General features: G+C 70.7%; 23 protein-coding genes. 12 read left to right on the forward strand and 11 right to left on the reverse strand.

The features are described from left to right. Positions 1–9 precede the first annotated feature (9 nt). On the reverse strand, positions 10–1,797 hold the full coding sequence (locus OHA21_RS31425; RefSeq protein WP_328461026.1) for a sensor domain-containing diguanylate cyclase: 1,788 nt from the start codon (positions 1,795–1,797) through the stop codon (positions 10–12). A 387-nt stretch (positions 1,798–2,184) separates the two neighbouring features. Here OHA21_RS31425 and OHA21_RS31430 point away from each other — a divergent pair, with 387 nt between their 5' ends. From OHA21_RS31430 to OHA21_RS31440, 3 genes are read left to right on the forward strand one after another with little or no spacing between them, the layout of a single operon-like run. Continuing rightward, complete coding sequence (locus tag OHA21_RS31430; protein WP_328461028.1) at positions 2,185–3,786, forward strand: alpha/beta hydrolase; 1,602 nt, start codon at positions 2,185–2,187, stop codon at positions 3,784–3,786. Between the two features lie 12 nt (positions 3,787–3,798). Further along, positions 3,799–4,038 (forward strand): hypothetical protein, encoded by a 240-nt coding sequence (locus tag OHA21_RS31435; RefSeq protein WP_328461030.1) that lies wholly within the window; start codon positions 3,799–3,801, stop codon positions 4,036–4,038. Positions 4,039–4,096: 58 nt separating this feature from the next. After that, the gene (locus OHA21_RS31440; RefSeq protein ID WP_328461032.1) at positions 4,097–4,690 is read left to right on the forward strand and encodes a hypothetical protein; all 594 of its coding nucleotides are present in this window, start codon (positions 4,097–4,099) and stop codon (positions 4,688–4,690) included. Between the two features lies 1 nt (position 4,691). Here the strand turns inward: OHA21_RS31440 and OHA21_RS31445 are convergent, their stop codons facing one another. Further along, positions 4,692–5,261 carry an antibiotic biosynthesis monooxygenase gene (locus tag OHA21_RS31445; RefSeq protein ID WP_328461034.1) on the reverse strand — a complete coding sequence of 190 codons (570 nt, stop codon included), beginning with the start codon at positions 5,259–5,261 and terminating at the stop codon, positions 4,692–4,694. Between the two features lie 86 nt (positions 5,262–5,347). Between OHA21_RS31445 and OHA21_RS31450 the strand changes: the two genes are divergently transcribed. Next, the gene (locus OHA21_RS31450; protein ID WP_328461036.1) at positions 5,348–6,391 is read left to right on the forward strand and encodes a WD40/YVTN/BNR-like repeat-containing protein; all 1,044 of its coding nucleotides are present in this window, start codon (positions 5,348–5,350) and stop codon (positions 6,389–6,391) included. Positions 6,392–7,042: 651 nt separating this feature from the next. Here the strand turns inward: OHA21_RS31450 and OHA21_RS31455 are convergent. Both OHA21_RS31455 and OHA21_RS31460 read right to left on the reverse strand, forming a co-directional pair. Continuing rightward, positions 7,043–7,681: a response regulator transcription factor gene (locus OHA21_RS31455; protein ID WP_328461038.1), complete on the reverse strand. Its 639-nt coding sequence runs from the start codon at positions 7,679–7,681 to the stop codon at positions 7,043–7,045. Next, positions 7,633–8,919 carry a sensor histidine kinase gene (locus OHA21_RS31460; RefSeq protein WP_328461040.1) on the reverse strand — a complete coding sequence of 429 codons (1,287 nt, stop codon included), beginning with the start codon at positions 8,917–8,919 and terminating at the stop codon, positions 7,633–7,635. The genes OHA21_RS31455 and OHA21_RS31460 overlap by 49 nt, the downstream gene beginning before the upstream one ends. A gap of 107 nt (positions 8,920–9,026) precedes the next feature. On the opposite strand from OHA21_RS31460, the gene OHA21_RS31465 reads away from it, so the two are divergent. From OHA21_RS31465 to OHA21_RS31495, 7 genes are all read left to right on the forward strand, one after another. Next, positions 9,027–10,022, forward strand: coding sequence for a fatty acid desaturase family protein (locus OHA21_RS31465; RefSeq protein ID WP_328461042.1), 996 nt, complete (start codon positions 9,027–9,029; stop codon positions 10,020–10,022). 141 nt (positions 10,023–10,163) lie between these two features. Then, on the forward strand, positions 10,164–11,018 hold the full coding sequence (locus OHA21_RS31470; RefSeq protein ID WP_328461044.1) for a CDP-alcohol phosphatidyltransferase family protein: 855 nt from the start codon (positions 10,164–10,166) through the stop codon (positions 11,016–11,018). 101 nt (positions 11,019–11,119) lie between these two features. Then, positions 11,120–11,578, forward strand: a complete 459-nt coding sequence (locus OHA21_RS31475) for a hypothetical protein (RefSeq protein WP_328461046.1) — start codon at positions 11,120–11,122, stop codon at positions 11,576–11,578. 27 nt (positions 11,579–11,605) lie between these two features. Next, on the forward strand, positions 11,606–13,225 hold the full coding sequence (locus OHA21_RS31480) for a phospholipid carrier-dependent glycosyltransferase (protein WP_328461048.1): 1,620 nt from the start codon (positions 11,606–11,608) through the stop codon (positions 13,223–13,225). Positions 13,226–13,264: 39 nt separating this feature from the next. After that, positions 13,265–14,896, forward strand: coding sequence for a GMC family oxidoreductase (locus tag OHA21_RS31485; RefSeq protein ID WP_328461050.1), 1,632 nt, complete (start codon positions 13,265–13,267; stop codon positions 14,894–14,896). 154 nt (positions 14,897–15,050) lie between these two features. Continuing rightward, on the forward strand, positions 15,051–15,947 hold the full coding sequence (locus OHA21_RS31490; RefSeq protein WP_328461052.1) for an AraC family transcriptional regulator: 897 nt from the start codon (positions 15,051–15,053) through the stop codon (positions 15,945–15,947). 9 nt (positions 15,948–15,956) lie between these two features. Continuing rightward, positions 15,957–16,679: an SDR family oxidoreductase gene (locus tag OHA21_RS31495; RefSeq protein ID WP_328461054.1), complete on the forward strand. Its 723-nt coding sequence runs from the start codon at positions 15,957–15,959 to the stop codon at positions 16,677–16,679. Between the two features lie 456 nt (positions 16,680–17,135). Here OHA21_RS31495 and OHA21_RS31500 read toward each other — a convergent pair whose 3' ends face one another. Together OHA21_RS31500 and OHA21_RS31505 are read right to left on the reverse strand one after the other, a co-directional pair. Further along, the gene (locus OHA21_RS31500) at positions 17,136–18,602 is read right to left on the reverse strand and encodes a deoxyguanosinetriphosphate triphosphohydrolase family protein (RefSeq protein WP_328461056.1); all 1,467 of its coding nucleotides are present in this window, start codon (positions 18,600–18,602) and stop codon (positions 17,136–17,138) included. Between the two features lie 9 nt (positions 18,603–18,611). Continuing rightward, positions 18,612–19,130: a hypothetical protein gene (locus tag OHA21_RS31505; RefSeq protein ID WP_442875183.1), complete on the reverse strand. Its 519-nt coding sequence runs from the start codon at positions 19,128–19,130 to the stop codon at positions 18,612–18,614. 148 nt (positions 19,131–19,278) lie between these two features. On the opposite strand from OHA21_RS31505, the gene OHA21_RS31510 reads away from it, so the two are divergent. Next, entirely contained in the window at positions 19,279–20,382 is a 1,104-nt protein-coding gene (locus OHA21_RS31510; protein WP_328461060.1) for an MBL fold metallo-hydrolase, read from the forward strand. A gap of 33 nt (positions 20,383–20,415) precedes the next feature. On the opposite strand, the gene OHA21_RS31515 is transcribed toward OHA21_RS31510, so the two are convergent. The 5 genes from OHA21_RS31515 to OHA21_RS31535 form a co-directional block, all read right to left on the reverse strand. Beyond that, positions 20,416–20,619, reverse strand: coding sequence for a hypothetical protein (locus tag OHA21_RS31515; RefSeq protein WP_328461062.1), 204 nt, complete (start codon positions 20,617–20,619; stop codon positions 20,416–20,418). A gap of 381 nt (positions 20,620–21,000) precedes the next feature. Then, the gene (locus tag OHA21_RS31520) at positions 21,001–21,468 is read right to left on the reverse strand and encodes a DIP1984 family protein (RefSeq protein WP_328461064.1); all 468 of its coding nucleotides are present in this window, start codon (positions 21,466–21,468) and stop codon (positions 21,001–21,003) included. Positions 21,469–22,528: 1,060 nt separating this feature from the next. Beyond that, positions 22,529–23,428, reverse strand: a complete 900-nt coding sequence (locus tag OHA21_RS31525; RefSeq protein WP_328461066.1) for a diacylglycerol/lipid kinase family protein — start codon at positions 23,426–23,428, stop codon at positions 22,529–22,531. Between the two features lie 19 nt (positions 23,429–23,447). Then, positions 23,448–23,645: a hypothetical protein gene (locus OHA21_RS31530; protein WP_328461068.1), complete on the reverse strand. Its 198-nt coding sequence runs from the start codon at positions 23,643–23,645 to the stop codon at positions 23,448–23,450. 26 nt (positions 23,646–23,671) lie between these two features. Further along, the gene (locus OHA21_RS31535) at positions 23,672–24,238 is read right to left on the reverse strand and encodes a GAF domain-containing protein (RefSeq protein ID WP_328461070.1); all 567 of its coding nucleotides are present in this window, start codon (positions 24,236–24,238) and stop codon (positions 23,672–23,674) included. Between the last annotated feature and the right edge of the window lie 36 nt (positions 24,239–24,274).

Raw genomic sequence — 24,274 nt, forward strand, 5'->3', positions numbered from 1 at the left:
GCACTAAGTTCAGTCCTCCGCGCGGTGCCTACCCACCCGGGATTCGACCCGGGCGCCCCGGCTGCCGCCGGCGTGCTTGATCGCGTACATCGCGTGGTCCGCGGCGCGCAGCGCGGTGTCCGGGTCCCCGGCGACCGGCGCGACGTGCAGGCCGATGCTGGCGCCGATGGTGATCTCCTGGCCGGCGATCCGGAACGGCAGCTCGAGGACGTACCGCAGGCGGTCGCTCATGCCGGTCGCGTCCTCCGGGGTCACCCCGGGCATCAGCATCACGAACTCGTCGCCGCCGACCCGGGACAGCACGTCACCGGAGCGTACGCAGGCGCTGAGCCGGTCGGCCACCTGGCGCAGCAGCTCGTCACCGACCTCGTGGCCGTACTGGTCGTTCACCGGCTTGAAGCCGTCCAGGTCGACGAAGAGCACCGCCACCGAGGAGCTGTGCAGCGACGAACCGAGCGCGTCCTGCATCCGGCGCCGGTTCGGCAGGCCGGTCAGCGGATCGTGCTGCGCCTCGTGCGCCAGCCGCTCCTGGAACGCCCGGTTCTCCGAGATGTCCCGGGCGTTGATCACGACGCCCTCCAGCGAGGGGTTGAGCATCTGGTTGGAGGCGGTGAAGTCGAACCACCGGTACTCACCCTCGGCCGACCGGGCCCGGCACTGCAGCCGCATCACCCCGGCCGGGTCGGCGAGCAGCGCCTTGAGGTGCTCCTTCATCTTCGGCTCGTCCTCGGGGTGCAGCAGTTCGAAGACGGTGTGCCCTTTCAGCGCGCCGGTCTCGAACCCGAGCACCGACTTCGCGCTCGGGCTGCTGAAGATGATCCGGCCGGAGCCGTCCAGCACCGACACCAGGTCGGGGGCGTGCTGGAAGAGCGCCTGGAACCGCTCGTCGGCCCGGCGCCGCTGGATCTGGGTCCGGTAGCCGAGCACCGAGATGCCGGCCACCCCGATGAGCAGCATCGCGCCCAGCGTCAGGTTCAGGGTCTGGCTGCGGGTGTGCACCGCGCCGTCGAAGGAGGATTTGGTCTGCGTCCGCACGTACGACCAGCCGCTGGACAGGTCGCTGTTGATGATCGCGATCATGTCGGTGTCGCCGACGGTGTACTCGACGAAACGCACCCCGGAGCCGCCGAGGCTCGCCTTGAGCGCCGGGTCGACGTCCGTACCGATCAGGGTCCGGATGCTCGCGGCGCCGACGGTGCCGCTGCTGTCGACCACCAGCGTCTCGTGCAGGCCGGTGGCGAGGCGGGCCAGATAGATCTGCAACGACGTGGTGGCGACCTCGTTGAGGCCGATCAGGAAACCGACCGGCGTGTCGCCCACGGTGATCGGCACCGCGACGGCGGCGAGGGCGGTGCCGTCCACCACCATCACGTCCGAGAAGCCCGGCTTACCGGCTTTGAGCTGAGCGAGCAGCGGCGCCCAGGCCGGGTCGGTAGCCGACGGAAGACCGTTCTCCCGGCTGGCGGTCAGGATGTTCCCGTTCAGGTCGGCGGTCAGCATCCCGTATTGGAACGTGGCGCTCTTCTTCGCGGCCGCGACCAGCGTCGCCTCGTCCGCCTGCACATCGGCCGCGAGACGCAGCGGGTGCTCGCTGATGATCTCGATCAGCTCGGCGGCGGAGTTCAGCTGCAGCTGCGAAGTCAGCGTGCCGTTGTTCTTGCCCAGGGCCTCGGTGTCGGCCCGGTGCACGGAGTCGGCCGCGCGCAGGGCGGACCGGTTGACCAGAAAACCAATGACCCCGGCAGCGGCCAGCAACAGCACGCTGACCACCACGGCGATCCAGTTGCGCAGCCGCATCGGTGTTCCTCCTCACCGCATGTCATCGGCAGCGGGAGGCCGAGCTGAAACAAAACGCCCACTAGGGGTCCGCCGGAGCAAATCCGGGGTGACCAGTGGCCAAAACCAGGGGAAAAGGGGGCGGCGTTCGGCGCGATCGACCCCGATGATGGAGAAGGCACGTAGCGGGTCGGAATCGTCACACCAGGTGCGATCCGGGCCGGTTGGCGGCAAGCGATGTAACCGCACGACCGACGTCGATGAACGGAGCACCGCATGCGCAGACAGGTGGTGGCGTCACCGCCGGGATGGCTCGCGCCGCTCCGCGGCCGAATACCAGTGCAACGCAGGTCCCCGGAACAGGTTTCCCCGCCGATCGCGCCGGACCGCGCCGACCGCCCGCGGATCATGCGATCCGGCCTCAGCATCACCGGCGCGGCCTTCGCCGCCGTCTTCTACTGTCTCGCCTTCACCCCGTCCCTCCTGCCCCGGGCCTGGTTCCTGCAGGGCGTGATCGCCGGCATCACCGCCGCGATGGGATACGCGCTTGGCACCGCGATCGGCGCCCTGATCCGGCTCCGCCACCCGTTCGGCGACCGGACCGTACGCATCGCGTGGCGGATTCTGATCGCCCTGGTGCCGCTGCTGGTCGTGGTCTTCCTCTGGCTCGGCACCCGCTGGCAGCGCGAACTGCGCGGTCGGCTCGGGATGGAACCCGCCCAGGAGTACGACGTGGCCCGCACCGTCGGCGCCAGTCTGCTCACCTTCGGTCTGCTGCTGCTGATCGCCCGGTCCCTGCGGCTCGCCACACACGGGTTCGCCCTGGTGTTCCGGCGGATCGTGCCGGACCGCGCGGCGTACTGCGCCGGCACTGTCGTGGTGGCCGTGCTCAGTTACGGCGCTTTCGACGGCCTGCTGATGGCCCAGGTCTTCACGATGGCCGACAGGTCCGCCGCCGTGATCAACAGCGGGACCGGGAACGGCGTACTCGTACCGGCCTCGAGCCTGCGCTCCGGCGGCCCGCGCTCCCTGATCGCCTGGGACTCACTCGGCCGGCAGGGCCGTTCGTTCGTGGCCGGCGCGCCCACCCAGGCCGAGTTGAGCGAATTCGCCGGGCGCCCGGCCGCTGAGCCGATCCGGCTCTACGCCGGGCTCACCTCGGCCCGCACCCTGACCGAGCGCGCCGACCTGGTGGTCCGCGAGATGGACCGGACCGGCGCGTTCGACCGTGCCGTGATCGCGGTGATCACCCCGACCGGCACCGGCTGGGTGGACAACAAGGTGCCCCGGTCGCTGGAGTACATGTACGCCGGGGACACCGCGCTGGTCTCCATGCAGTACTCGTATCTGCCCAGCTGGGCCGCTTTCCTCGGGGACCGCTCCGAAGTGGTCGACGCGGCCGGCGCGCTGGTCGGCGCGGTCCGCGAGCGGTGGGCCGCGATGCCCGAGCACGACCGGCCCAAGCTGCTGCTCTTCGGGGAGAGCCTGGGGACGTACGGGTTGGAGAAGACCTTCGGCACCGCGGAGAACCTGGCCGACGGGTCGGACGGCGCGCTGCTGCTCGGCCCGACCTTCGCCAACCCGGTCCACCGGCAGCTCACCCGGGACCGGGCCGAGGACAGCCCGGTGTGGGACCCGGTCTATCCCGGCCTCCCGGTCGAGTTCGCCGAGAACGCCGCCGGCCTGCGCGACCTCACCGGCGCGCCGCCGAAGGTGGTCTACCTGCAGAACGCGACCGACCCGGTCGTCTGGTGGAGCTGGGACCTGCTCTGGAAGAAACCGGAGTGGCTGACCGGCGAACGCGGGCCGGACGTGACGCCGGACATGCACTGGTACCCGGGCATCACGTTCTGGCAGACCACCTGCGACCTGGTGTTCGCCATCAAGGTCCCGACCGGGCACGGCCACGTGTACAAATCGGAGACGGTCGACGGATGGGCCGCGCTCGTCCCGCCACCCGGCTGGACCGTCAGCGATACCCTCCGGCTGCGCGCCCTCCTCGACGGCTGACGGGAGCCGGCCATGCTCACCTCGCTCATCACTTCGGCAGTTCTCGCGGTGTCACTCGCCCCGGCCGCGGACACCGCGCCACCACAGATCCACTCGCCGGGCACCCCCTGGCTCAGGTTCGACTCGATCTACAACTCGTTCGTGCTGTTCCGTCTGGCCGAGGGCACCGCACAGGACGGGATCTGGACCGGCGTCATCCCGGTCACCAGCGCCTGGAGCGGGCCCCTCAAGCCGGTCGGCTTCTTCGCGTAGCACGGTCGTCGACACGCCGAGCCTGCAGGTGACCAGCTCACATCGCCCGGGACTGGCCATGACCTTCGCCCCGGAACCGCTGCCGAAGGGCAAATCGTTCACCCAGCGGATCCGGGCCTGGGACACCACCACCGGCAAACCGTGGGCCAACCTGCCGCTGCGTCTCAGCTCGGACAACGGCTGCGCGGAGCCGGCCGGGTTCGACTCGGTGCGGACCCGAGCCGACGGCACCTACCAGCGGACCCTCAGCGCGGCGGAAGCCCCGGTGCCCCAGTGCGCCTGGGTGCCCGGCGTCGACCAGCCGACCATGCCGTTCCCGCAGACGATGATCACGGCGATCAATAATCACGTCCGGACCGAGCGCTATGCGGTCACCGCGACGCCGGCCGCCAAGACGGCCGAGTCGGGCACGACCGTCGCCGTCAACGGCAACGTGCGACCCGTACAGAAGGGCAAGGTCCTGCAGTTGCACCGGCTCTACGCGGACAAGACGTGGCGCAAGGTGAGCACCGCGAGGATGCGCGACAGCGGCCGGTACACGCTCGCGGCGACCCCGCCGGGCAAGGTCACGTACTCGTACCGGGTCTACGTCCCCGGGGACGACCGGGCGGTCGGCACCATCTCCAAGACGTTCACGATCCGCGGCACCTAGGTCAGCGGCGCAGCCAGGGCTGGAGGGCCCTGGTGACCCGCGGCAGCACCAGGTAGGTCATCACCGGGGTGAGGCAGAGCGTGCTGATCAGCGTGCGCAGAACCACGTTGAGACCGTCCAGGTGCGGGTTCAGCAGGACCGCGGCGACCAGGCTGACCGGGAAGAAACCGAGCCAGATGGTGACCGCCTGCTTCCAGCGCGGCGGCGCCTTCTCCGTAGCCGCGCTGGGTTGATCGGCCGGCTGCTCACGGGGCGGGTCGAACCAGCCCTCGATCCCGGAGCGCCGCTCCTCGCGGGCGTGCTCGACGAAACCCTCGGCCGAGGAAAGCCACCAGCGGCGCTGCGGCGACTCCTCCCAGTTGCGCAGGGACTCGGCGTCGGCGAAGCGGTAGAGCATGTGCCACTCGGCGGAGCCGGGCTCCGGGCGTACCCATCCGGTGCCGAGGAAACCGGGGAAGTCCTCGGCGAGCGACGCGCCGGCCCGGACCCAGGCGGCCATCTCCGCGTCGCGGTCAGGATCGACCCGACGCGTGATGGCCACGGTCACCGGGAGCTGCGCCAACGTCTGCATGTCTCACATTGTGGTAAGTGCTTGTTTCTGGTCCAAGTCCGAGTGCCATACCCCACATCACGGTCTTGGCGGTAAGTTGCCGAGGCATGACGCTGCAACGAAAGTTGTCTATCTCAGCACTCGCTCTCGTCATGGTCGCCGGCACCGGATTCACCCCGGGCCGCGGGCCGTCCTGGCAGCTCAGCGACACCGGGTCGACCGCCCGGTTCCGCGGGCTCGCCCCGGTCAGCGCGAAGGTCGCGTGGGCGGCCGGATCCGCCGGAACCATCCTGCGCACGGTCGACGGCGGGCACTCCTGGGCGTCGGTCGGGCCGCCGGAGGCGGCCACCCTCCAATTCCGCGACATCGAGGCCACCGACGCACGCAACGCGGTCGCGCTGACCATCGGCAACGGCACAGACTCCCGGGTGTACGCCACCGCGGACGGCGGACGCACCTGGACCGAGACGTTCCGCAACGAGGATCCGGCGGCCTTCTACGACTGTCTGACGTTCCTCGACCGGCGGCACGGCCTGGCCCTGTCCGACCCGGTCGACGGCAAGTTCCGGATCCTCGCCACCAGCGACGGCGGGCGCAGCTGGCAGGTCCGGCCGACCGCCGGGATGCCGGACGCCCTGCCCGGCGAGTTCGCCTTCGCGGCCAGCGGGACCTGTCTGGTCTCGGCCGGCCGGCACGCCTGGTTCGCCACCGGCGGCGGCGCCACGGCCCGGGTCTTCGCCTCCCGCGACGGCGGCCGGACCTGGTCGGTGACCGACTCGCCGATCCCCAGCGGGGCCAGCGCGGGCATCTACTCGCTGGCGTTCCGTGACTCCCGGCACGGGCTCGCCGTCGGCGGGGACTACGCGGTTCCGGCCGCCGCGCCGGACGGGTCGGCGGTCAGCCGGGACGGTGGGAAGCGGTGGACGGTCTCGAAGACCGTGCCCGGCGAGTACCGGTCCGGGGTGGCATGGACCGGGCGGGGGCGTACGGCGCTCGCGGTCGGACCGACCGGCAGCGACGTCTCCTACGACGGCGGGGTCACCTGGCGGCGCTTCGACACCGGCAGCTTCGACGCGGTGATCTGCACGGACGACCGCTCGTGCTGGGCCGCGGGCGAGGCCGGCCGCATCGCCCGCCTCTCCTGGCGCTGACTCTCTCCACCACCCTCACGCACCCCTGCGTGCCGGACTTCCGCCGCCCACCTCCCTCGCCCGCCCACCCCTTGCGCGATCTTGCGAAGTTGTCGCGCACCACCCTCGCCCACCCACCCCTGCGCGATCTTGCGAAGTTGTCGCGCACCACGCTGGCCCGCCCGCTCCTTGCGCGATCTTGCGAAGTTTGCCACTGCGGCGAACCCCGCAAGATCGCGGAAGCGCGGGTGGCGGGTCAGCTGTGGGCCCGCGGCGCGGGCCTGCTCGACCGGCCGACCAGCTCGGCATCCACGCCCTCTCGGCATCCACGCCCTCCGGCGTGGTCGCCAGGTCCTTCTTCTTGGCCACAGCCCCGGGGCGGGAGGGCGGGTAGGGGGTGAGCGGCAGGAAAGGAAGGGCGGCGAGAAGGGGTCGGCGGCGAGAGGGCAGCTAAGAGTGAACGCCCGGAACGAAGGGGCGGCGAGGAGGGGTCGGCGGCGAGAGGGCGGCAAAGAGTGAACGGCCGGAACGAAGGGGCGGCGAGGAGGGGTCGGCGGCGAGAGGGCGGCAAAGAGTGAACGGCCGGAACGAAGGGGCGGCGAGGAGGGGTCGGCGGCGAGAGCGGCAAAGAGTGAACGGCCGGAACGAAGGGGCTGCGAGGAGGGCGGCTGGTCAACCGTTCAGGTAGGCGAGGACGGCGAGGACGCGGCGGTTGTCGTCGTCCGAGGGCGGCAGGCCCAGCTTCGTGAAGATGCTGTTGATGTGCTTGCTGACCGCCTTCTCCCCGATGAACAGTTTCGCGGCGATCGCGGCGTTCGACCGGCCCTCGGCCATCAGGCCGATCACGTCCTTCTCCCGGGCGGTCAGCGCGGCCAGCGGCGGCTGGTTGCGGGCCAGCAGCTGCGAGACCACCTCCGGGTCCATCACGGTGCCGCCGCGGGCCACCCGGCGCACCCCGTCGACGAACTGGGCGACGTGCGAGACCCGGTCCTTCAGCAAGTAGCCGACGCCGCCGTTGCGGTCGGTCAGCAGCTCCCGGGCGTAGAGCGGTTCGACGTGCTGGGAGAGGACCAGGACCGGCAGGCCGGGGACCTCCACCCGGGCCGCGATCGCCGCCTGCAGCCCCTCGTCGGTGAAGGTCGGCGGCAGCCGGACGTCCACCACGGCGACGTCGGGCCGGTGCTCGACGAGGGCCGGCAACAGCGACGGTCCGTTGTCGACCGCGGCCACCACCTCGAAGTCGTACGCCTCCAGCAGGCGGGTCAGGCCGTCCCGGAGGAGGGCGAGATCCTCGGCGATGACAACGCGCACGGCAGCTCCATGGTCACGACGGTCGGTCCACCCGGCGGGCTGGACAGGATCATCGTGCCATCGAAGGCGGCGAGACGGCGTTCGATGCCTCGCAGCCCGGTGCCGCCGGACGGGTCGGCCCCGCCCAGACCGTCGTCGCTGACCCGCATGTACAGAATCCCGTCGGTGTGCCAGAGCTGCACCTCGGCGTTGCGGGCGTAACTGTGCCGGGTCACGTTGGCCAGCACCTCGGCGACCGCGAAGTAGGCCGCCGACTCGACCGGCGTGTCGAGCCGGCCCGGAATCGCGGCGCCCACGCTGGTCGGGATGGGCAGGGCCATGGCGAGTGCGCGTACCGCGCCTTCCAGACCGCGTTCGGCCAGCACCGGCGGGTGGATGCCGCGGACCAGGTGGCGCAGTTCGACGAGGGCGGTGGAGCTGGTCTCCCGGGCCTCGGCGAGCAGTTTGCGGGCGGTCTCCGGGTCGGAGGCGACCATCTCCTCGGCCAGGCCGATGGTCATGCCGAGCGAGACCAGCCGGGCCTGGGCGCCGTCGTGCAGGTCGCGTTCGATCCGGCGCAGCTCGGCGGCCTGCGCGTCGACCGTGTCGGCCCGGGTGACGGTGAGCTGGCTGACCCGCAGGCGCAGCTCGGCGGCCCGGGTCGGGGCCAGGAAGAACCGGTTGAACTGCGCGTCCGCCCAGCGCAGGTACGGCGCCGCCGCGACGCCGATGGCCAGGAACAGCGCGCCCTGCGGCAGGGACAGGAAACCCTCGCCGAGGGTCTCGATCGGCCAGATCATCCCGTAGCCGTAGTTGCCGGTGCCGAGCCAGATCCACAGCGGGATCAGCAGGATGCCCTCCACGCCGTACAGCGGGACGGCGAGCGACAGGACGCCCAGGACCAGCCCGACCACGGCGCCGGGCAGCAGCCAGGCGAAGTCCCGCCAGGTAGCCGGGTCGGTCATCACCCACCGGTAGCGCCGGATGCTGCCCAGCATCGCGCGTTCCGGGCGGGGCCGGTACGGCCGGGCCATCGGGACACCGAAGCTGACGCCGAGCCGGCGGGACAGGTCCGCCTTGGCCCGGATCAGCGCGGTGACCAGCGGCAACAGGAACAGCCCGATGCCGAGCACCGGGGTGAGCACCAGGGACACCACGAAGAGCACGAACAGCGGGATGTTCAGGATGGCGAGCGGGATGGCGAGCACCCCGCCGGCCACTGCTCGGATGCCGTCGCGGATCCAGTCACGGGACTCCATGACCTCATCCTGACCCCGGTACACCACCGTGTCGGTAGTGCCAGCCCTACCAAGCAGGGGGATCTGGCACTCCTGACCGGAACCGGACAGCACGGTTCGCTGGAGTCATGACGACGACAGCGGAGAGAAGAACTGCCGGCAGCGACTTCGCGGAACTCAACCGGCGGATCAACGCGGCCGGGCTGCTGAGACGACGACCGGCCTACTACGCCGTACGCCTCAGTCTGGTGGCCCTCGCCCTGGCCGGCGGCTGGACCGCGTTCTTCCTGATCGGCTCCTCCTGGTGGACGCTCGCCGTGGCCGCGTTCCTGGCCGTGGTGTTCGCCCAGGTCGCGCTGGTGGCGCACGATCTGGCCCACCGGCAGGTGTTCCGCACCAACAAACCGAGCGCGCGGGCCGGCCTGATCGCCGGCAACCTGGCGATCGGGATGTCCTACGGCTACTGGATGGACAAGCACACCAAGCACCACGCCAACCCGAACCATGACGATCTGGACCCCGACGTCGGCCCGGGCGTGCTGGTCTGGAACCGGGAGAACGCCCGCGGCTTCATCGCGAAATACCAGGCGTTCCTCTTCTTTCCGCTGCTCACCCTGCTGGGTATCTCGCTGAAGAAGGACAGCGTCCGGGCGTTGCGCGACGGCACGGTCAAGCGGCGCGGCCTGGAGGCCACGCTCCTCGGCGTGCATTTCATCGGGTACGCCGCCGCGCTGCTCCTGGTGCTCAGCCCGCTGCAGGCACTGGCCTTCTTCGTCGTGCACCAGGCCCTCTTCGGCGTCTACCTCGGCCTGACGTTCGCGCCGAACCACAAGGGCATGCCGCACCCGGACGGCACCGAGGACTTCCTCCGCAAGCAGGTGCTGACGTCCCGCAACGTCCACGGCGGGTGGTTCGTCGACACCGCGCTGGGCGGGCTGAACTACCAGATCGAGCACCACCTGTTCCCGGCCATGCCGACGCCGAACCTGCGTAAGGCCCAGCCGCTGGTGCAGCGGTACTGTGCGGAGATCGGGGTGCCGTACGAGATCACCAGCCTGACCGACTCCTACCGGCAGGCGCTGCGGCACCTGCACGAGGTGGGGGCCGACTTGCGGGCCGGCTGACCCGTCCGGGCGACTGTCCACCCAGGCGACGGAGGCTACCCGCCGGTACGCGCGTAAAGTGTGCGTTACCCCTGGTAGTTAACGAGATTTAACCGGCGGGTATTTGGCGTTTGTCTAGGATTAAGGTCTAGAGTGCCGCGCGTGAAGGTGACCTTGCAGGAGATCCGGGAGCGGACCTACAAGCCGGTCGACGCGTGGTGGACCGTGCTTCTGGTCGACCCGCTGGCAGCTCGGCTGGTGCGTCTGGTTGCGCCCTATCGGTGGATCACGCCCAATGTTCTGACCCTCGTCGCGACTATTTTCGGTACCGGTGCGGCGGTCTGCTTCGCCATGGGCGATCGCTGGTTCCTGGTCGCCGGGGCGGTGCTCTTCCACCTGAGCTTCGTGGTCGACTGCATGGACGGCAAGATCGCCCGGCTGAACGGGACCGGCACGATGTTCGGGCAGTGGCTCGACTTCGTGCTTGACCGGGTCCGGGTGTTCTTCATCGCGCTGGCCCTGTTCGGCGGGCAGTACGTGCACACCGACGAGGTGGCGTACCTCTGGCTGATGGCCGTCGCGATCTTCCTGGACCTGTTCCGCTACCTGAACAGCAGCCAGATGACCAAGGTCCGGCGCAGCATGAGCGACCAGCTCGCCGAGCTGCAGCCGCCGCAGCAGGTGCACCCTGAGGCGCCCGCCGAGATGGCCGAGCCGGGCGACGAGATGCCCGACCAGGCGGTGTCGACGAAGCGGCGGATCGGGGACTTCCTCCGGGCCCGCCGGATCCGGACCCACCTGATCAGCGGCATCGAGTACGAGATGTTCGTATTCATCATCGGCCCGCTGACCGGCCTGATCTTCCCGGTCACCATCGTGGCCGGCGCCGGCCTGCTGGTCTTCGAGACCTTCCTGATCTACAAGCTCTACGGCGCCTGCCGGGCCTTCCCGGCTCGGCTCGCGGCCGCCCAGCGGGAGCACGACGCCCGAGTGGCGCAGACGGCCACCTCGGTCTGAACCGGACAACCTCGAGCACCCCGGCGGGACTCCGCCGGGGTGCTCCTGTTTTGAAACCCGCGTTTCTCGCGGGCCCGGGATCCGGTGCCGAACAGACGATCATGACTGCCCAACCGCTGATCCTGGACCGGCCGGCCGAGCCGGCCCGCGGCGTGCCGCTCACCGTCCGTCTGCGCCTGCTGAGCACGGGGTCCGGGCGGCCGATGCCGGGGTACGCGGTGAGCCTGTGGCACTGCGCGCCGGCCGGTGGACCCGGTGCCCGTGCACGGCAGGTCGCCGACCCCGACGGCTGGGTGTCGTTCCCGAGCGCCTTCCCGGACGCCGGGGCGGGCCGCTGGCCGCACGTGCACTTCGAGGTGTCCCGCGCCGGGGTCCGGCTGCACGCCGCCCAACTCGCCCTTCCGGGGGACGCCTGCGCGCAGGCCTTCGGACGGCGGCAGCTCACCGGGCAGACGCTCGGCGCGGACGGATGCTTCGCCGAGGGGTGGGCGCTGGAGATGCCGTCGGTCACCGGCGACGCCGTCCGGGGTCTGGTGGCCACCCGTACCGTCGGTCTCTGAACCCGGGGCACCGGCTAGATTTGCCCGATGCCGCGACGCCGACTGTTGTATCTGCTCGCCGTCGTCGCGATGTTGGGACAGATGGCGTTCGCCATGGTGACCACCGCGGTGCAGCAGTCGCCGACCATCGACGAGCCGGTCTACGTGGCCACCGCCGAGGTCTACCGCCAGCAGCACAGCCTGCGTTACAACCCGGAACATCCGCCGCTCGGCAAGCTGATCATCGCGGCCGGCACCGCGTTCGCCGGACCCGAGCTGGACCCCGGCTATCCCGGCAACCAGACCCGGCTCGGCCGGCACCTGCTCTACGAGAACGGCAACAACCCGTTCCAGGTCATGCTCTGGGCCCGGCTGCCGATCATCCTGCTCACCCTGCTGTTCGGCCTGGTCGTGCTGGCCTTCGCCCGGGACCTGGCGGGCCCGGTGGGCGGGTTGATCGCCCTCGCCCTGTACGCCTTCTCCCCCGACGTGATCGCCCACGGCTCGCTGGCCACCCTGGACGTGCCCGCCGCCGGGATGCTGCTCACCGCCGCCTGGCTGACCTGGCGAGCCCGGAACCGGCCACTGCTCTGTCTACCGTTGGCCGGGGCAGCGCTCGGAGCGGCGCTGGCGACACGGATGAGCGTGCTTCCGGCCGTACCCCTGCTGGTCCTTCTCGCCGCGCTCTCCGCCTGGCATGCGCAACGGGCGCTGCCGGAGCGACCACCCACGGCGCTCAGGCGCCGCCTGTTGCTCACCGCGGCGGCCACGCTCGGCGTCGGGCTGCTCGCGGTGGCGCTGGTCTGGCTCACCTACCTGGCGGTGGATCCGCGGCTGCGCTGGACCTCGCCGTCCGGCCTGCCCGACCCGGCCGGGCTGAAGGGGCTCGCGGTCGACCTGATGCCGTTCCCGCAGGCCTACCGGGACGGGATGCTGGTCCAGCTCAAGTTCGAGAACAAGCTCTACAACGGGTTCCTGCTGGGTGAGGCCTACCGCGGGTCGCCCTGGTACTACATGCCGGTCGCGCTGCTGATCAAGACGCCGCTCGGCATGCTGGCGCTCTGGGCGGCCGGCGCGATCACCATGCTGGTCCTGCCCAAGCTGCGGATCGCGGCGCTGTACCTGCTGCCGATCTCGGCGGTGTTGCTGCTGTTCACGATGACCGGCAGCCGGAACTTCGGCACCCGGTACGTGGTCTTCCTGCCGCTCTTCCTGGCGGTGGCGGCGGGCACCGTGGCGCTGATCCGGTTCCGATGGGCGCACATCACCGCCGGTGTCCTGGTGCTCTCCGTGGCGGTCGGTTCGCTGCTCACGTTTCCGTACTACCTGCCCTACTCCAATGTGGCGTTCGGCGGGACCGACAACACGCACCGGAACCTGCACGACGCGAACGTCGACTGGGGGCAGGACCTGGCCCGGCTCGGCCGGCACCTGAAGACCCGGTATCCGGGGGAACGGATCTGGCTGGTCTACAAGGGGGCCGGGGTGCCCAGCTACTACGGGATCACCGCCGAGGATCCGTACGCCGTACCGGAGGAGCAGGTCCGCGGCCTGCTGGTGATCTCCGACTCCCGGGTGGCGCTGGCCGGCCCGCGCCTGAAGCGGCTGATCGAGAGCAGCACCCGGATCGACCAGGTCGGCCACTCGATCAGCATCTATCGACGCTGACATCTTCCGGTTACCGGCCGGTAATGCTTAGGTGATGCGATGACGCACTACGACATCGTGATCGTGGGCAGCGGCTTCGGTGGCAGCGTCAGCGCACTGCGCCTGGCGGAGAAGGGCTACCGGGTCGGCGTGCTCGAGGCCGGCCGCCGGTTCACCCCGGAGACCCTGCCCAAGACCTCGTGGGACCTGCGCAACTTCCTCTGGGCGCCGAAGCTGGGCCTGCGCGGCATGCAGCGGATCACCCTGCTCAAGGACATCATGGTGCTCTCCGCGGCCGGTGTCGGCGGCGGCTCTCTGGTGTACGCGAACACGCTCTACGTCCCGCCGGCGCCGTTCTTCGCCGACCCGCACTGGTCCGGGATCACCGATTGGAAGGCGGAGCTGTCGGCCTTCTACGACCAGGCGTCACGGATGCTCGGCGTCACCCAGCAGCCGACGATGACCCCGGCGGACGTGGTGTTCAAGCAAGTCGCCGAGGACATGGGGGTGGGGCGCACGTTCCGGCTCACCCCGGTCGGCGTGTACTTCGGCGAGCCCGGCAAGACCGTGCCGGACCCGTACTTCGGTGGCGCCGGCCCGGACCGGACCGGCTGCATGGAGTGCGGCAACTGCATGATCGGCTGCAGGGTCGGCGCGAAGAACCGGCTCGACGTCAACTACCTCTACCTGGCCGAGCGGGCCGGTGCGGTGGTGCACCCGGACACCGAGGTGACCGCGCTGCGTCCCACCTCCGACGGCTGGCATCTCTCCGTTAGAAACGGATCATTCACCGCGAGCCAGGTGATTCTTTCGGCCGGCGCGCTCGGGACCCAGCGGCTGCTGCACGCCATGAAGGACACCGGCGTACTGCCCGGCATCTCCGACCGGCTCGGCCAGCTGACCCGGACCAACTCCGAGGCGCTGCTCGGCGCGGAGACCAAGGACGTGCCCGAGCAGCCGTTCTCCAAGGGCATCGCGATCACGTCGTCGTTCCACCCGGACGCGGACACCCACATCGAGCCGGTGCGCTACGGCCCGGGCAGCAACGCGATGGGTCTGCTGTCGACGATCCTGGTCGACGGTGGGCGGATCCCGCGGCCGCTGCGGTTCCTCTGGGAGGCACTGCGGCACCCGGTGGTCTTCGCCCACTCGATCTCGGTACGGCGGTGGAGCGAGCGGACGATCATCGCACTGGTCATGCAGTCGGTGGACAATTCGCTCACGGTACGGCGTACGAAGCGCGGGCGCCTGACGACGTCGATGGGCCACGGCAACCCGAACCCGACCTGGATCCCGGTCGGGCACGAGGCGGTCCGCCGCATCGCGGACCGGATCGGCGGGTATCCCGGCGGGACCGTAGGTGACATCTTCGACATTCCACTCACCGCACACATTCTGGGCGGCGCGACGATCGGCGCCTCGCCTGCCGAAGGCGTGGTCGACGCCTACCACCGCGTCTACGGCTATCCGGGCCTGCACGTGATCGACGGCTCGGCGGTCCCGGCGAACCTCGGGGTCAACCCGTCGCTGACCATCACCGCGATGGCCGAGCGGGCCATCGCCCTCTGGCCGAACAAGGGCGACGAGGACCGCCGGCCGTCGATCGGCGAGGCCTACCAGCGGCTGGAGCCGATCGCGCCGCGCTCACCCGCGGTCCCGGCCCACGCGCCGGCGGCCCTGCGCCTCCGATGAACCCGCAACGCCCGCCCGCCAACATGCCCGCCCACGCGGGCCCGCCCCCTCGCGCCGACCTGCTCTTTCGCACGGGCCTGCCCGCTCGCGCCGGCCTGCCCGCTCGCGCCGGCCTGCCCGCTCGCGCCGGCCTGCTCACTTTCGCGGGCCGGCGATGATCCACTCTCTGCCGGCGGTGCCCGCTGTCAGCCCATGCGAGACCCTGGTCCGCCGGCCGCATCCCCGGCTGCGCGACCACGTGTTCTCCTACAGCGGTTTCCGCACCGCGGAGCCGATCGCGCACCGCATTCTGCCGATCAACATCCCCGCGCTGATCATCGACATCACCGGCGCGGGGCGGGTGGTGACCGGCGCGAGCAGCAGCCCGGTGGTCGAGCAGGCGGTCCGCTGGGGACACGGCGTCACGGTCGGCCTCACCCCGGCCGGCGTGCTTGCGCTGCTCGGGGTACCGATGCGGGAGCTGACGGACCGTTCCGTCCCGCTCGGCGACCTGCTCGGCGGCCGCGACGCCTCACTCGCCGAACGCCTGGCCGCCCTGCCCTCCTGGACCGCCCGCTTCGACGCGCTCGACACCTGGCTGGCTTCCCGGTTGCGCTCCAGTTCGGAAGATCCGCTGGTCACGGCCGCGTGGTCGCGGCTGCAACGCGGCCCAACCCGCAGCCGGGTGGCGTCGGTCGCGGTCTCGCTCGGCGTCAGCCGGCGCCGACTGGAGACCAGCTTCCAGCGCCGGATCGGCCTCACACCGGGCACGGTCGCCCGAATCGCACGCTTCCAGCGCGCAGTCGACATGATCGCGGTGGGCACGGCGCTGCCCCGGGTGGCAACAGATTCGGGGTACGCCGACCAGCCGCACCTGACTCGCGAAGTGGGCGCCTTCGCTGGGGTGACACCAACCGCCCTGCGCGACGCGTTGTCCGCCGCGATGCCACGGGTCCCCTCCACTGCATCGCCCCGTCCTACCGCCGTCCCCTCCGCGGCATCGAGCCGTGCTCCCGCCGATCCTTCCCGGCAGCGCGCATTCGTTCAAGACGCGCCGGCCGGGCGCCCGTAGTTTCGGGGCATGACGCTCACCGGAAAGACGGCCATCGTCACCGGAGGTTCCCGCGGCATCGGCCGGGCCGTGGTCCAGCGGCTCACCGCCGACGGGGCTCGGGTGATCTTCACCTATCGCGCCAGCAAGGCCGCCGCCGAAGAACTGGCGGACGAGCTCGGCGCCACCGCTGTCCAGTGTGACCAGGCGGACCCGGCCACTGCGGTCCCCGCTGTGTTCGACAGCGTGCGCAACGACGGCTTCGACATCCTGGTCAACAACGCGGCTGTCAGCGGCTCCCAGCCGATCGCCGAACTGACCGCCGACGACTTCGACCGGATGATGACGATCAACGTGAAGTTCTCGCTGCTGGCGATCCGCGAGGCGATTCCACTGCTCCGGGACGGCGGCCGGATCATCAACCTGTCCACGCTGAACACCGTGGTACCCGCTCCTGGCCTGGCCCTCTACTGCGCCAGCAAGGCCGCACTCGAACAGGTCACCGCGGTCGCGGCCCGCGAACTGGGCGGCCGCGGGATCACGGTGAACACCGTCTCACCGGGCGCCACCGACACCGACATGCTGCGCGGCGCCAACACGCCCGAGGGCCTCACCCAGTCCGTCGCCTTCACCGCCCTGCAGCGTCTCGGCCAGCCGGCCGACGTGGCTGCGGTGATCGCCTTCCTGGCCGGCCCGGACGCGGCCTGGGTGACCGGCCAGAACATCCGCGCCTCCGGCGGCCTCCTGGTCTAACCCGGCTGACACCCAGCGCTGCCTCAACGACCCGGACACAACACTGACCGTCAGCCCAACAAACGAGCTGACACCCAGCGCTGCCTCAACGACCCGGACACAACACTGACCGTCAGCCCAACAAACGAGCTGACACCCAGCGCTGCCTCAACGACCCGGACACAACACTGACCGTCAGCCCAACAAACGAGCTGACACCCAGCGCTGCTTCAGCGGCCCGGACACGGCGCTGGCTGTCAGCCCAACAAACGAGCTGACACCCAGCGCTGCTTCAGCGGCCCGGACACGGCGCTGGCTGTCAGCCCAACAAACGAGCTGACACCCAGCGCTGCTTCAGCGGCCCGGACACGGCGCTGGATGTCAGCTGGAGTTGTGCTTCAGCCCGGCGGCGGCGTTAGGGCCTGGAGTGGCTGGTTGGTCGCTGGGGAGAGCGGGGACTTTTCGTCACTCGTACCCCTAAAGCACGAAAGCGTCCGTCCACAACTGCCGTGACCGGCCTGACAAGGCCTCCATGAGGCCGACGGCCTGGCTGTCGGTCAGGCCGGCGACGAAATCGATGACCGCGCGGCCGCGGCCCCGGCTGATCCGGTCCGGGGTGTCGGTGGGTAGCTCGGCCTCGGCGAGTTCGACCAGGTCGCGGAGGCGGCGAGGGAGGCGCTGGGCCTCATCGGGGTCGGTCAGCCAGGCGAGCAGCGCTTCCACGAGCGAGGCGAGGAGGCGGGCCTGACCGCGCTGGTGCAGGGCCAGGTCGGGGCGTTCCAGGACGAACCGGTTCTGCACGAATTTGAGGATCTGCACCTCGTGCCACTGGGCGCGGGCCAGCTGGACGTGACCGCTGCGGATCGCGGGATGGCCGATCATCTCGATCGACTCGACTAGGCGGCGGGTCCAGTTCGCGGAGAACGCCGCCACCCGGGCCTCGGCCTCGAGCGAACCGTCGAACGGGCGGGCCAGCAGGCCGTCCACCAGCTCGGCCCGGACCAGCTCGACGGCGTCGGCGAACGCCTCGTCGTCGGCGATCCAGTCGTCCTTGCGGTGCAGCTGGCGGCGCAGCGACTCGATGGCGCCGCCGGCCCGGTTCAGGTCGGTCTCGGAGCGCCAGCGCTGCCAGGCCATCAGTTCGGCGGCGACCGCGCCCTGCTGCAGGACGCCGACGCGGTGCACGTCCTCCAGGTCGTGGATGGCGTACGCGATGTCGTCGGCCGTGTCCATCACCGACGCCTCGACCGTCTGCTGCCAGTCGGCGACCCGCCCGGCGAACGGCGCCCGGGCCGCGCGCATGTCGTTGACCTCGGTCGAGTACGCGTTGAACTTGAGCGAACCACCGTCCGGATCGTCCGGAACCACGGCGGCGCCGCGGGGCGCCGGGTCCATGAAACGCGGGTGCGGGTCCGGGTAGGTGCGCCGGGTCCACGGGTACTTGAGGATCGCCGCCCGGGTGGCGTTCGTCAGGTTCAACCCGATCGTCGCCTGGCCGCGGATCTCCGTGCTGGTGACTATCCGGTACGACTGGGCGTTGCCCTCGAAACCGTCCCGCAGCCGCAGCCGGTTGCGGGCCAGCCGGTCCAGCACCCGCTCGCCGAGGTGCCCGAACGGCGGGTGCCCCAGGTCGTGGGCGAGCGCGGCCGCCTCCACCACGTCCGGGTCGCAGCCGCCCAGCTTCTCCGCCAGGTCCGGCTGGGCATCGCGGACCCGCTCGGCGATCGCCCGGCCCACCTGCGCCACCTTGAGGCTGTGGGTGAGCCGGTTGTGCACCAGCAGACCGGCTCCGCCCGGGCTGATCACCTGGGTGACGCCGGCCAGCCGGGCCAGGAAGGGTGAGCTGACGATCCGGTCCCGGTCCACCCGGAACGGGCTCGACGCGAGGTCACCGGGTGCGACCAGGCTGTCGCCGAAGAGCCGCTGGGCACGGGGATCGTCCATGCCCGGAGGTTACCGGGCCTGCAGCGCGTCCAATGCCACGGCCATCGCCACGACCAGGCGACGGTCCAGGTTCGGGTCCTGGATCGTCACGTGGAAGCTGTCGCGCAGGCCCCACTTGCGCACCACCGAGAACGCCGGGTGCCCACCGATCGTGAAATCGAAGTGGTACGGCAGCCAGGACAGCGAGTCCACGAAACGGCGCAGGATCGCGACCCAGGCGTTGCGCTCCTGGCCGACCAGTTCGCCGTACCCCGGCTGCTCCAGCGTCCAGGTGGACCGCAGCAGCGAAGCCGCGAACTGCTTGCGGAACAGGCCGATCGGCTGGCCGGCGGCGTCGGTCACGTCGTAGGTGGCGCCCAGATCGATCGCCTGGCGGGCCCGGAACCCGAGCAGCGGCGTCTGCTTGGTGTCGTCGGTGTAAAGGGTCACCTGCTCCTTGAACGCCATCCGCTTCTGCTGCGCGAAGGCGAGGACACCGGCCTCCTCACCGTTCGGTCCGGCGGCGTGCACCTCGTACTGGTTGACCATGAGACGGATGCGCTGGCGAACGATGAGCTCTTGCTGAGACTGAAGGGTGTTGATCGTCACCGCGGCAGTGTGTCATACCCGTCACAGGCTGAGGGGACGCTGAGGCGCACGCTGGCGACAGGGGGCTGGTGCCGGTCAGACTGGGCAGATGGCGAAGCGCTCCCGTACCCGTACAGTCATGGCTCTGGCCCTCGGCGCCGCAGCGGTCTGGGCCGTCCGCGACCTTCCCGCGCAGCTCGGCGCCCGGGCGAGCGGCGCACGCCGCGCCCGGATCGAGGCTTCGCCCCAGTTCTCCGGCGGCAAGTTCCGCAACACCGTGCCGGCCAGCGAGATCATCGCGGCCTCCATGCCGCGCCTGGCCGCAGCGGCGGCCACCGGCCGCGAAGCCCGACGGCCGCACCAGCCGGTCCCGGTGATCACGCCGGTCGCGGGCGCCGATCCCCAAGGTCTGCATGTGACCTGGTACGGGCATTCGTCCGCACTCGTCGAGATCGAGGGACGGCGGATCCTGCTCGACCCGGTGTGGAGCGACCGGTGCTCCCCGTCGCGGCTGACCGGCCCGAAACGGCTGCACGAGCCGCCGATCCCGCTGCGCGAGCTGCCGCCGCTGGACGCCGTGGTGATCTCGCACGACCACTACGACCACCTCGACATGGTCACCATTCAGAACCTGGTGGACCTGCAGGCCGCGCCGTTCCTGGTCCCGCTCGGCGTCGGCGCGCACCTGGAGCGCTGGGGTGTGCCGGAGACCCGGATCATCGAGCTGGACTGGCACGAGAAAGCCAAGGTCGCCGGCGTCGAACTGATCGCGACCCCGGCCCGGCACTTCTCCGGCCGCGGGTTCAACCGGGACGAGACACTCTGGGCCAGCTGGGTGATCAACGGGCCGACCCGGAAGGTCTTCTACTCCGGGGACACCGGGTACTTCCCCGGCTTCGCCGAGATCGGGGCCGAACACGGGCCGTTCGACGCCACACTGGTGCAGGTGGGGGCGTACGGGGAGGCCTGGCCGGACATCCACATGTTCCCGGAGGACGGGGTGGCGGTGCATGTCGACGTCCGTGGTGGGCTGATGATCCCGGTGCACTGGGCGACGTTCAATCTTGCCCTGCACGACTGGGCGGAGCCGGCTGACCGGGCTTGGCGGGAGGCCAAGGCTCGCGATGTGCGGCTGGCGATCCCGCGGCCGGGCGAGCGGGTGGATGTGGACAACCCGCCCGCGGTCGACGGCTGGTGGCAGCAGATCGCCTGACCTTGCCTGTCTTCGGCGCCGTCGCCGGCTTTCTCAGCGGGCCAGTTCGAAGCCGGCCATCAGCAGGCCGATGATCATGGCGACCACGCCGGCGGCTAATCGGACGGTGTGCGACCAGGCCAGCCGCCGGCCGGAACGCACCGAGTACCGCGCCGGCCTGGCCTCCCGCCAGGCCGCGTGCGGGCGGTAGACGACAGCGATCAATCCGCTGGTGGCGAGCAGCGCGCCAAGATACATCGGAACCCCCTGGAGTCGAACGGTGACAGCCAGTCTGGGGTCCGCTCCGGCGCCCGATCCAGAGGATCCTCGGGCGGATAGAGCCCGTCCCGGCACGGACGGCGACGAAGCTTACTGTCGCCTATCGGTCACTCGATACGTTCGACTGATCGCGGGGTGCGGATGCCCCGTGCCCGCCCTCACCGGTCGTGGATCTGCACATGGTGGTGAGTTGTTCCCTGTGCGCCGTCACCTGTGCGGTGTGCTGGGCATGCGATGTGAATCGGGGAATCGAACCCCCGCGCCGCCCTCAGCGCGCCAGCGAGTGAGCCGGAATGACCCGCGGCTCCCGGGTTCGTGCACGCCTCCACGACGGCTACCTGCTCCGCACCCCGCGACCGGTCAGTCCAGGAGGTCCGCCTCCCAGTTGGTCCGCTGGATCAGGGTGTCCACCTCACGCAGCTCACGCGCCAGCTCGTCAGCCTGGGCGCGCAACTCGGCCACCGGCAGCGCCGCGATCATCCGCAGCTCGGACCGCAACTGCCGATACCCGTGCTGCCCCTCCCCCGCCGCGGCACCCGCCGCCGCAGTGATCAGGCCGTGCCGGAGCCGGAGCACGTCCCGCCGGGCCAGCGCATCGGTCAGAGTGCCGCCGCCGTCGAGCACGACCGCCGCGTTCGTCCGGTTGATCCGCCGGATCAGCAGCTCCAGCTCGGCCAGCACCTCGCCGGCCTCGTCAAGCAGGTCACCCGCCTCCTCGGCCGGCGTCTCACCCTCCTGGTAGCGCGCGTTCGCGGTGATCCGCCCGCGCAGCTGCTCGGCACGCCGCGTCTTCTCCGCCCGCAGCGCAAGGCCCTCAGCAAGCTTCATGCCGCAAGTATCCCGCCAATAGATCATGACGCCCACCTATTTGTCACCGCCCTCTTCGCTGCCGCCTCCTGTGTCGGACGGCTCGGGGCCGCCTTCTGTGCCTGAGCGCGCCAGCCGGAAGCGCAAGCCGGGGCGGAATTCATGCACGAGCGACGGCCGAGCTGGTCCAAGCCATGCTCAGCCGCCGCCCACGCACGTAACAAAACCGGCATCCTGCTGGCAGCCGCGTGTTTGGCCCGGTGTTGGGTGCCTGGGCGGCGCTGGCGGGTACGAGCCGCCGCCAGGACCTGTCTCGGGGCCTGCGTTACGCACCTGAGCGGCGGCCGGCAGGGGCGAGCCGCCGCCAGGACCTGTTTCGGGGCCGGTGTTACGTGCCTGAGCGGCGGCTGGCGGGGGGCGAGCCGCCGGTGAGGCCTGTCTCGGGGCCGGCGTTACGCGCCTGAGCGGCGGCCGGTGGGCGCGAGCCGCCGGTGAGGCCTGTCTCGCGGCCGGCGTTACGCGCCTGAGCGGCGGCCGGTGAGGGCGAGCCGCGCCGGGACCTGTTTCGCGGCCGGCGTTACGCGCCTGAGCGGCGGCCGGCGGGTGCGAGCCGCCGGTGAGGCCTGTCTCGCGGCCGGCGTTACGCGCCTGAATGGCGGCCGGCGGGTGCGAGCCGCCGGTGAGGCCTGTCTCGCGGCCGGCGTTACGCGCCTGAGCGGCGGCCGGCGGGTGCGAGCCGCCGCCAAGACCTGTCTCGCGGCCGGCGTTACGCGCCTGAGCGGCGGCCGGCGGGTGCGAGCCGCCGCCAAGACCTGTCTCGCGGCCGGCGTTACGCGCCTGAATGGCGGCCGGCGGGGGCGAGCCGCCGGTGAGGCCTGTCTCGCGGCCGGCGTTACGCGCCTGAGCGGCGGCCGGCGGGGGCGAGCCGCCGGTGAGGCCTGTCTCGCGGCCGGCGTTACGCGCCTGAGTGGCGGCCGGTGGGTGCGAGCCGCCGGTGAGGCCTGTTTCGGGGTCGCGGTTGCGTGCGTGGGGGGCGGCCGGTGAGGTTGGGGTCGGGTGGGTGGGCGCTATGGCGTACGGATCAGGGTTTTGGGACGCAGATCTGGACTGCGGCCGGGACCACCGACGCCGTGAACTTCTTGGTTTTGGCGCGGGCGCCGCCGTCGAGTTCGTATTCGAGCTTGGACTCGAGTTTGACGTCCACGCGCCGGGCGCGGGTCATCCGGACGAACGGGGAGCGGTCGGAGCGGCCGACGGCCATCGTGCCGAGGGCGCGAGCCCATTCCAGGGCGCCCTGGGCGGTGGCGACGCCGACTTCGAGCCAGCCGTCGTCGGGGGCGGCGTCGTCGAAGGCCTGGATGCCGCCGGTGATTTTGCCGACGTTGCCGATCAGTACGCAGCTGGCCTCGTCGTCGAACCACGGTGTGCCGTCGATCGTGATGGACGCGCGCGGGGCCGAGCCGTTGACGTGGCGGATGCCGGTCCAGACGTAGGCGAGTTTGCCGAGCCGGTCCTTCAGGGCGCCGTCCGCGTCCTTGATCATGGCGCCGTCGAAGCCGACGCCGGCCATCACGGCGAAGTGTTCGCCGGCGAGGCGGCCCAGGTCGAAGCGGCGGCGTTCGCCGTTGAAGGCGATGTCGACGGCCTGTTCCAGGTCGGTGGGGATGCCGAGGTTGCCGGCGAGCAGGTTGCCGGTGCCGGCCGGCATGATCGCGACAGGGGTCTTGCCGCCGCGCTTGGTACGGGCGAGCACGTCGAGGCTGCGCTGGACCATGCCGTCGCCGCCCCAGACGACGAGCAGGTCCACACCGGCCTCGACGGCCTTGCGGACCTGCTTCGGCGCCTTGCGGCTTTTCGGCACCTCGTACCAGAGCAGCTTCTCGACGCCCTGACCGGTGATCCGGCGGCGCAGTTCGTCGAGGCCGCCACCGAGGTTCTTGCGCTGATGGGCAACGACGGCGATCGTGCGGGGGGTTCGCATATCGCCGCCGTTACCCAGATCAGCGGAAGCCGAATCGGCTGCGCTTCTTGCGGCCGAACAGGGTCTGCGCGGTGTCGGCGCCCTGGCGCAGGAGCCGGCTGACCCGGTTCGCTCCGCGGCGGCGCTCGATGCTGTCGCTCAACTTGCGGGCGCCGGCGGCACCCAGCGGAACGAGGATGGCAGTAAGGACGATTTTGCGAGCAAAGTTCCAAATCATGAGTACGGTGTACCCACAATTCAAGATCAGCTCACCGTGTCCCGCATGGCTTGTTCGGCGGCCGCGCTACGGATCACCATGAGGCGCAGTTCCAGCTCGTCGGCGACGATCGAGGCGAGGTGCTGGAGGGCCTTGAGCTGGCGCGGGTTGGCCTCGCGCGGCCGGCTGTCGATCACGTTGACCGTGCCGAGGCGGTACCCGTCGTGGGTCCGGATCGGCGCGGCGGCGTAGAAGCGCAGGCCCAGCTCGCCGCGGACCAGCGGATGTTCGAGGGTGCGCGGATCGACGGCGGCGTTGTTGATCACGTAGACGTCGTCCTGGGCGATCACGGAGGCGCAGAGCCCGGGTTCCTTGCCGACCTCACGGACCCCGGACAGGCCCTGGCAGGCGGCCAGCCACACCCGGTCCTGCTCGACCAGGGACACCGTCGCGATCGGCGTTTCGAAGATCGCGCCAGCTACGAAGGCGATCCGGTCGTACGCGTCCTCGACCGGCTGATCGACCAGCCGGTAGCGGCGTACCGCCTCGAGCCGGGCCTGCTCCTGCGGTCCGACGTTGTCCAGATATTCGTAGGCGTTCGACGACACAGTCATGGATGCAAGCCTATTTTGTGTCGGGCGTCACGCAAC

This window comes from Actinoplanes sp. NBC_00393 (assembly GCF_036053395.1).
Classification (GTDB): Bacteria; Actinomycetota; Actinomycetes; order Mycobacteriales; family Micromonosporaceae; genus Actinoplanes.